Raw genomic sequence first — 7986 nt, 5'->3', positions numbered from 1 at the left:
CATTCACCCCCGCTTCGCTGAGGTGAATGTTGGCCATGCGAGCCAGCAGCCAATACAAACCAGTTGGTAGACAAGAGGAATCGAGATGCGATGAGACAAGGAGAGACCACAAGAAGAAGGACCACAAAACGGCGACCACAAAGTGGGGCTTGCGTACGAATATTGCGCTGACAGAGCTGGGGGCGTTGGGAGGTTCGCCGCCTACGGCGGCGTGTTCGTGCGTCAGCACGCACTCAGTGCGGTAGCTTCACGGACCGTTGTACGTGCACCAAGAGCGCGGACCACAAAGGGGAGACAGTCCGGCAGGGCCAGAAGCCGTCAGTTGTTTTCGATCACGTGGTCGACAACGCTGCGAGCCTGCGCGTCGACTCCGGAGTCGAGGACTTCCGAGCGATAGGCGTCCCAGTCGCACAGTTTGGGAGCGTCACGAGGTTCGTTGCGGGTAGTCATACGGTCGTGAATTTGGTTGGGAGGTGCCGATATCCAGATGGTTCGTACGGCCGGCACGGCGATGCGCTCCGTCCGTGTGAGGTAGTCGGCGAGCGAGAGTCGTTCCTGGGCGGCCGATCGGATTTGGCCGATGAAGGGTGCATCGACGATGACTGGAACACGCTGACCTGCGAGCAGGGCCTGGTGGATGACCGCCGCGTAGATGTGGGGTTTGACGACTCGCGCGTATGTGTCGCTGTCGCGGTCATACGGATTGCCGGTCAGTTCGGCCATCACCGCCGCTTCGAGGCCGGCGGCGAAGGTGTCCTTGTCCAGGATGATGGCATTGACGACAGCCGCGAGATGCGCACTCGCAGTTGACTTCCCGGACGCAGGGAACCCGCCGATGATCGTGACGCCGCTGCAGGCATCAACCGCAAGACGATCGAGTGCCACATCGAGAGGTCGGTGCGTTGCGGCCACGGGTCCGGCCGGATCGGGCTGTGAGCTCATCGATGCTCCTGACTGCGGACTCGCGAGATCGTAGGGGGTTGGGTTCCGTTGTACCGCGACCTGTCGGTGCTGTGGGCTACGATCAACCAATCAGGCGGAAACGCCGACAATTCTGGAGAATTCCTATGGCGGACAGGGAAATTCACCTAACTGGGTGGGATGAATCAACGCGTTCGAAGGCCGGCAAGTCCGACGCCCGCGAGGAGAACGTAAAACTCAAGGCGCTGCTCCACAGGCTTGGCATTGAGCCCGGTGGGCTCGCGAACAGAATGCGGCAGTACAGCGCTCAGGACGGCGGCCCAATCGTGTCGCTGAAGCACTCCAATATCCTGCGGTACATCTCGGGGGAGACCGGACGTCCGAAGAAGCGGGCCTGCGATGTGATGGTCAGCGTTTTGAGCATCGCAGCCGGAGTACCGTTGACTGCGGCCGACATCGGATATCCGGACAAACCGACCCATGATCCGGACGTAGATATCGAGATGTCCTCGGCCCGAGTCGATCTTCTCTCGCTCCCGTTCGAGACAGTCGACAAGGAGTTCGTCGATCACCTGAAATCCCTTTTGGATGCCCACGCTCGGATGGACGCGCTGTCGGGACCTCGATATGTAGTCGGGACTCTACAAGGCGAGCTTCAGCTGATTGAGGAGTTGTGCGGCAAGGCGCGTGGGAGCATTCGGCCAGCCTTGCTGGAGGTTGGAGCCAGGTTCTGCGAGTTCGCAGGGTGGCTCTATCAGGATTCGGGGGATCTGCGGCGCGCTTTGTACTGGACGAACCGTGCGATGGACTATGCCGAGGAGCTATACGATCCTCATCTGAGATCCTATGTGCTGCAGCGGCGAAGCAATATCGCTACAGAGAGTGGCTATGCGCCACAGGGGCTCGGACTCGCAAACGCTGCTCTGCGGTGCTGGGATGAGATACCGCCCGAGCTGCGTGCTGTGGCGTTGCGGCAGCAGGCGAACGCCTACGCCATGACCGGCGAATCCGATGAGTGCCGCAAAGCCCTGGATCAGGCGATGGAGCAGGTTCTGTCCATCGATGCCGCGGGCCCCAGTTCCCTTGCGCTGTATTGCACTCCCTCCTACATCGAAATGGAGGCCGCCCACAGCTGGGTGCGCCTCGGACAGCCGGAGCGAGCAATTGAGACCTACACCGTCGCGCTCGGAGACTGGCCCGCATCGCAGCGTCGTGACCAAGGTCTGTGCACGGCCAGACTGGCCACGGCGTATATCGGCGTTGGCGAGTTCGACGCCGGTGCGCGAGTTGGCATGGACGCTGGCAACGTGATCCGATCGGCACCCTCCGCCAGAGCGCTCGGCGTGCTGCGAGAACTCGCACAACGCGTCCGGCCGGTTCGGCACGAGGCTATTAAGGAGTTCGGCGTATCAATCGCTGATCTGATGAGTTAGGTCATCAGCCGCTCGAGGTGGCTCTTGAAGGAGTCTGAGAGCGAGGCGAGTGCTCGCTCACCCTTCTCGGCTGTGCCGAGTGATGGGAAGCCGATGACGCCGCTCTCCGTGTACTCCTGCATGCCAGAAAGCAGCAGGAATGGACGGTCATCTGCTCGCCAGTCAGCGGTGTCATAGCCAGGTCGGAGCAGGTGTGGTGCGACGTGCAGCAGGATCGACGTCTCTAGTTCGCCGGCATGCATGTCTTCATGGGCGTTGGTCTGCATATCCGACTCTGTACGAGCTGCATGCCAGTCCATCGGACCAGGGAAGAGAGTCATCCGCGGACCTTGAGCATTGGCTTCCTGGACGACGTTCTGCAGCACGTAGTTGCCGCCGTGTCCGTTCACAAGAACCAGCTTGTCTACTCCGGACTTGCGCAGGGAGTGCGCTATGTCGGCGATCACGACCATTAGCGTGGAGGCGCTGATGCTCACAGTGCCGGCAAATGCCGTGTGCTCGTGTGAACACGAGAAGGTGATTGGCGGGAGCAGGAACAGGCTGTAGTCGTCGGCGATGCGCTTGGCGATGGCGCAGGCCACCACGGTGTCCGTGGTCAGAGGGTGGAATCTGCCGTGTTGTTCGAAGCTACCCACCGGCAGAACTGCGATGCGTGTATCGAGGTCCTGCACCTCGGCGGACGTCGCGGTTGTCAGCAGATCCTTCACCCGACCAACATACGCCGCTGCTTCATTTTGATCATGGTCCGCTGACGACGCTACGGGCAGGCGCTCGGCTCAGGCGCTCGAGCGCCTCCGAGCGCCCGGGCGCCTGAGCTCCGGGAAGCGCACTGACCTTAGGGGTTACCTGCGGGTTTTCCTGAGTACCAACAGTTTTCGCTCGTTGGTATCGAAGGAGTAAGACAGTGACTCGCTCGCGAAGGTCCCGGAAAGCTCACCCGAAGTCGAAGCACGACGACACTGTGCTGCTGACAGTCCGTCAGGCCGCAAGGGTGGCCCACGTTGACGAGCGCACCGTTCGGCGTTGGGTCAACCGCGGAGTATTGACCCGCCACTGGTTTGGCCCGGGGGATATTCGCATCGATCGCGGCGAACTGGTGAACCTCGGTACTCCTATCACCGGTGGGAGCGTGGCATGAGAGCCCGCACCGCCGTTGCCGTCTTTCTGTCGATGACCGTGGTCTGCGCGCTGATACTGCACCCCGAGGTAGTGCTCGTTCCGGCGTTCGTTATTGGTCTCTACATCCTGGTGCGACCGCACCGTGGCTGGGCGCGGGGCCGGCGATGAACAGTCATGACTACGCCCGCAACATGATCGGACTGTCGGCCTACGATCGCGCCGAGTACGACGCAAATGGCCTGCTGCTGAACGGGATTGCGGTCACTCCGTTGCGCTGGCGGATGCCGTTGTTCTTCGGGCTGGTGCTGTTCGCGGCCGGGATCGTGGTCGGCATCCAGTTGGAGGAGCAGACCCCGGCGATGCCGGCGTCGGTGAACGTGTGCCGCGCCGACGAGGTCGATCGCATCGACTGCGTCCACGTAACCCAGCCCGCACCGACCGCCGCGGCGGTGATCCGATGAGCACACCGGATAAGGACCTCAACGACATTCATGCCCTGGCTGCTGAGGAACGCCGGCTCCATGTCACCGAAGGTGTTCTACATGACCTCGTCATGGCTGCGATGGACGTGCTCGAGTGCCGAGATCGGCGCGGTTGGAGCGGGGCGCGGCAGAAGCAGGACCACTGGGACGCTGTGCACAAGTCCGTCGAGGCCGAGCATGACGCCGCGTCGCGTGCCTACGACGAGGGCGCACGCCGGGGAATCGAGCGGTCCCGATGACGCGCAAAGATGTTCCCGGCACGGTCTATCTGCTGCATTTCGATCAGCCGTTCCGCCATGCGCGCCACTACACCGGCTGGACCACCGACCTCGACGCCCGCCTGACCGAGCATCGCGCCGGCCGCGGGGCGCGACTGTTGGAGGTACTGCGCGACAACGGGATCGGGTGGGAGCTCGCTCGCACCTGGGCGGGTACCCGAGGCCGCGAGCGGCAGCTCAAGCGGGAAGGTGGCGCGTCACGCCGTTGCCCGAAGTGCGGAGTACGTCCCCGGCACGAGCCGACTGCCAGCAGCGCCGAGGACATGGGTGCCGTCATCCGTCAGGCCCGCCGTGATATCGCCGACCGTCACGCCGAACGCGATCGGGCTCGGACACAGCAGGTTCCGCCGCTGCCGCGCTGGGTGTCGAAGATGCCCGCCGACGAGTTGGAGCGGCGGCTGTGTGAGATCGAGGCGCGCCGCATCGATCCGCCGCACAGGATCGAGCGTTCCCGATGAGCGCCAAGAAGGACACGAACCCCTATGCCGCCCTGGAGCGCCGGCACCGCGTCGAACTCGCTGGTGGATTGCGTGATCACGGCCTGACCTACGCGGAGATCGCGCGGAAGCTGGGCATCTCGCTGTACAGGGTCGAGAAGGCACTGGGCGAAGCCGCAGCGCTGCGGGCGCAGGGGCTGAGCAAAGCGGAGGTTGCCGCCGAGATCGGTGTGCCTTACGGGTCGGTGGGCAGGGTGCTGCGGACCGCGCATCGAAAGTCGTTGACCGCCCGGCAGAACCAGGCGGCGGACGGGATCACGGACATGTTCGGGATGCAGATCGATGTGCTGGCCTGGTTCCTGGACACCGACCTGAGCACCGCCTACGACATCGCCAACATCCTCACCGAACGCGGCGATCTCTACCCGCTCACGACTGTTCAGCCCGGTCGGGCGTGGGCGGTCATGAAGCGGGACAAGGCAGCTCCACGGCTGGGATGGCGACCGCCGGAATGGCATCCACCGATCGCGCTGGCCGAGCACTATCGCGCGGCAACGCAGGCCCGCGTCATGCTGGTCGGTTCCGATCCTGAGCGGTGGGTCTCCGAACGCCATCTCCGTCATCACGCCGAGGAACTCGCCACGGCCGCTCGTGAACCGCGAGCGGCACTCAGCTCGGGTCGTGAGCCGCGCGCCGGCCGGCCGCACGTCCACGACGGATGGGTACTGCGGCGGATCAACGGCGAATTGCAGTGGTGGGCCGTCGAAGTCGAGCTCACCCGTAAGGACTCGACCGATATGGATACCGCGCTGCAGGGCGCCATGCGCGCCACCCAGAGCATGTTGCCCTTCCAGCAGGTCAGCGAACTGGTCGGGCTGCTGTACCTGTGCCGGACCACCAATGTCATGGACGGGGTGAACGCCGCGGCAGATCGGCTTCCGCCCGAGATCGACGCCATCGATATCGAGTTCGAGACCCGCGACTTCGACGACGACTGGACCACTTTCCTGGCCCGTCGCGCCGAGCGCAAGGCAGCCCAGAAGGCCGCGCGGCACAAGACGATTCATTCCAGCAAGGAAGCCTCATGAGTAGCTCAGAACTCGGACAAGCCCTGGCAGACATTCGCGCCGAACGCGAAGCTCATGTCACGAAAGGTTATGACGCCGAGCATGATCGCCTGCACGGGGTCGGTCGTCTCGTAGAGCTTGCTGCTCAGTACGCGGGCCCGACCTTCTCACGGAGAGAACTGGTCAAAGCTGCATCACTACTGGTCGCCGCGATCGAGGTGATCGACCGATGAGCACCGACTGCGTGCCCCTGATCACCCCCGAGGACTGCGGTCCCATCACCACACCGATGCCGACCCCGTCCTCGACCCCGCCGCCGAACACCGGACTGTTCACCGGCATCCATCCCGAAGTACCGCCGGGCACCCCGCAACCTGTGCGGGACGCCACCGCGTGGCATTGGCCCGACGCCACCGGATTCCTGCACGGTGTCGGAACCGGAATCGTCTCACTGGCAGTGGTTTCCGTGATCGCGCTCGCCGCCCTTGCTGCGGCGTACCGGTGGCCGCTGGACGTGCCGCGGCTGCGGAACTTCGCGCTGGCTTCCCTGATCCTGCCCGCCGCCTCCGCGGTGACGAACTGGTCGTGGTCGATGCCCACCGCGTTGTTCTGGGCCGGTGCCGGACGTATCGCCGGCGGGGAGCTGTCCGGGGCGCGGGCCATGCTCGCGGTCGCGGTCCCGGCCGGGTTGCTGTTCGCGACCTGGTGGTGGGCGAAGTTCTTGATCAAGACCGACACCGTCTACCTGAAGTCGGTGGCCCACACCGAGCGGGTCAAAGCCGCTCTGGCCGAACGCCGCTTCCGTGCCGCGGCCCGCGCCGCGAAACTCGGGGCGCCCTACAGCGCCGGCACCCAGATCGTGCTCGGCCTGCACGCTGACCACGCCAGCGCGAAACCGCCCGGGCTGTGGCGGGCGTTGACTGCCCGGCACATGCATTGGCTGACGGTGCCGCACAAGGAGATCAAGAAGCATCAGGGCATCATCGCGACCACTGGTGCCGGTAAGACCGAGCTGATCAAGCGCGAAGCGCTGGCGGTGTTCGACTACGAGTGGCGGGCCTGGCAGCGGTGGAAAGACGTGCCCGGCATGCGCGCGCTGCACCCGCGACCATTACTGGTGATCATTACCTGCAAGGGCGGCGAGGACGACCGGGAACTGTTGTCCGAGCTGCGTACCTACCTGCTGGCCATGGGCATCGATGAGAAGGCGATCGCCATGGTCGTGCCCGGCGGGGACCGCCTGGACATCTTCGAGAACATGCCCGCCCGCGATTTACGCGCCATCCTGTCGGATCTGCTGGTCGCAGGGGAGGCCTCCACCAGCGAGGGCCAGCACTTCGACGAAATGCGTAAGCGGCTGGTGTCGCTGATCGTGGACGCCCCGATCGGCGTGCCCGGCGGACCGGGCGAGATCGTGCGACGCATCAATCCCGAGGTCATCAAGGACATGTGGGGCCACGCCCCCGATGTGGTGCGCCAGGTCAACGCCTTGCAGGCGGAGAAGGTCCCGCAGATCGACGACGCCCTGATCAAGGTCAGCAACCTTTTCGATCAGCTCACCGACGCCGACGGACACCTGGTGTTCGAGGGCGGCAAGCGCCTCGAAGACCTCGACGCACTACTGATGACCGTCCCGGCATTGGATCGCGACGCGTCCCGGGCGCAGGTCTCGGCCACACTGCGGCTGCTCATGCAGCGTGCCGGCCGCACCGCACGGCACACCCGCCGTTCGGTGACCGCATTCCTGGACGAGACCAGCAAGCTCAACAGCAAGCAACGCTCGATCGAGCTCGAGGATGTCGCCGAACGTGGTCGCTCCCAAGGCATTGCGCTGGTGTTTTCCAGCCAGTCGCCCGAGGGCCTTGCGGGGAATCAGTGGGAGTTGGACCGGCTGCTGAAGGCGTGTGCGGGTGGGCTGATCATCGGCTACTTCGAGAACTCCGGGGAGTTGTGTAAGCACTTCGGGTCGGTGCGGTATCTGCTGCCGTCTCGGCATCTGATCAAGGGTCAGCGCCACGGCGACGAGGGCCAGGTCTCCGTCGGCGAGCGCTGGCTTGTCGATCCGGATCGTGTGCGCGGCTTCGACATCGGCGAGTTCGTCTACGCCAAGGCCGGCCACGCCCACTTCGGCCGCGTCGTTCCCATCAACCCCGCCGACCTGTCTCCGCTGCCCGGCACCCCCGCCGCCGAAGCCGAACGCCTCCGTGAAACCCCCGCGAGCGGAGATACCGCCATCGCGGCGGCCTGAC

Annotated in this window: 11 protein-coding genes; 9 read left to right on the top strand and 2 right to left on the bottom strand. The window is 64.5% G+C overall.

What is annotated here, in order from left to right; genetic code table 11:
* Positions 1 to 318 precede the first annotated feature (318 nt).
* A complete protein-coding gene (locus ACFXHA_RS38940) occupies positions 319 to 942 on the bottom strand; it encodes an AAA family ATPase (protein WP_379365309.1) in 624 nt (207 codons plus the stop codon).
* 125 nt (positions 943 to 1067) lie between these two features.
* Between ACFXHA_RS38940 and ACFXHA_RS38935 the strand changes: the two genes are divergently transcribed.
* A complete protein-coding gene (locus ACFXHA_RS38935; protein WP_379365307.1) occupies positions 1068 to 2354 on the top strand; it encodes a hypothetical protein in 1287 nt (428 codons plus the stop codon).
* On the opposite strand, the gene ACFXHA_RS38930 is transcribed toward ACFXHA_RS38935, so the two are convergent.
* Positions 2351 to 3061 carry a creatininase family protein gene (locus ACFXHA_RS38930; protein ID WP_379365305.1) on the bottom strand — a complete coding sequence of 237 codons (711 nt, stop codon included), beginning with the start codon at positions 3059 to 3061 and terminating at the stop codon, positions 2351 to 2353. The two genes, ACFXHA_RS38935 and ACFXHA_RS38930, sit on opposite strands and share 4 nt — an antisense overlap.
* Before the next feature lie 197 nt (positions 3062 to 3258).
* On the opposite strand from ACFXHA_RS38930, the gene ACFXHA_RS38925 reads away from it, so the two are divergent.
* From ACFXHA_RS38925 to ACFXHA_RS38890, 8 genes are read left to right on the top strand one after another with little or no spacing between them, the layout of a single operon-like run.
* Positions 3259 to 3492 (top strand): helix-turn-helix domain-containing protein, encoded by a 234-nt coding sequence (locus tag ACFXHA_RS38925; protein WP_379365303.1) that lies wholly within the window; start codon positions 3259 to 3261, stop codon positions 3490 to 3492.
* On the top strand, positions 3489 to 3641 hold the full coding sequence (locus tag ACFXHA_RS38920) for a hypothetical protein (protein WP_379365301.1): 153 nt from the start codon (positions 3489 to 3491) through the stop codon (positions 3639 to 3641). Before ACFXHA_RS38925 ends, ACFXHA_RS38920 begins: the two co-directional genes overlap by 4 nt.
* Positions 3638 to 3934, top strand: a complete 297-nt coding sequence (locus tag ACFXHA_RS38915; protein WP_379365299.1) for a hypothetical protein — start codon at positions 3638 to 3640, stop codon at positions 3932 to 3934. The genes ACFXHA_RS38920 and ACFXHA_RS38915 overlap by 4 nt, the downstream gene beginning before the upstream one ends.
* Positions 3931 to 4194 carry a hypothetical protein gene (locus ACFXHA_RS38910; RefSeq protein ID WP_379365297.1) on the top strand — a complete coding sequence of 88 codons (264 nt, stop codon included), beginning with the start codon at positions 3931 to 3933 and terminating at the stop codon, positions 4192 to 4194. Before ACFXHA_RS38915 ends, ACFXHA_RS38910 begins: the two co-directional genes overlap by 4 nt.
* Positions 4191 to 4691, top strand: coding sequence for a hypothetical protein (locus ACFXHA_RS38905; protein WP_379365295.1), 501 nt, complete (start codon positions 4191 to 4193; stop codon positions 4689 to 4691). Before ACFXHA_RS38910 ends, ACFXHA_RS38905 begins: the two co-directional genes overlap by 4 nt.
* Complete coding sequence (locus tag ACFXHA_RS38900) at positions 4688 to 5758, top strand: hypothetical protein (RefSeq protein ID WP_379365293.1); 1071 nt, start codon at positions 4688 to 4690, stop codon at positions 5756 to 5758. The genes ACFXHA_RS38905 and ACFXHA_RS38900 overlap by 4 nt, the downstream gene beginning before the upstream one ends.
* The gene (locus ACFXHA_RS38895; protein ID WP_379365291.1) at positions 5755 to 5970 is read left to right on the top strand and encodes a hypothetical protein; all 216 of its coding nucleotides are present in this window, start codon (positions 5755 to 5757) and stop codon (positions 5968 to 5970) included. Before ACFXHA_RS38900 ends, ACFXHA_RS38895 begins: the two co-directional genes overlap by 4 nt.
* Complete coding sequence (locus tag ACFXHA_RS38890; RefSeq protein ID WP_379365289.1) at positions 5967 to 7985, top strand: hypothetical protein; 2019 nt, start codon at positions 5967 to 5969, stop codon at positions 7983 to 7985. Before ACFXHA_RS38895 ends, ACFXHA_RS38890 begins: the two co-directional genes overlap by 4 nt.
* Position 7986: the final 1 nt, after the last annotated feature.

It is taken from the genome of Nocardia sp. NPDC059240 (assembly GCF_042753865.1).
In the GTDB taxonomy this organism is placed as follows: Bacteria; Actinomycetota; Actinomycetes; order Mycobacteriales; family Mycobacteriaceae; genus Nocardia.
The sequence above is the reverse complement of the archived record's forward strand: the minus strand, read 5'-3'. Positions and strand labels throughout refer to the sequence as shown.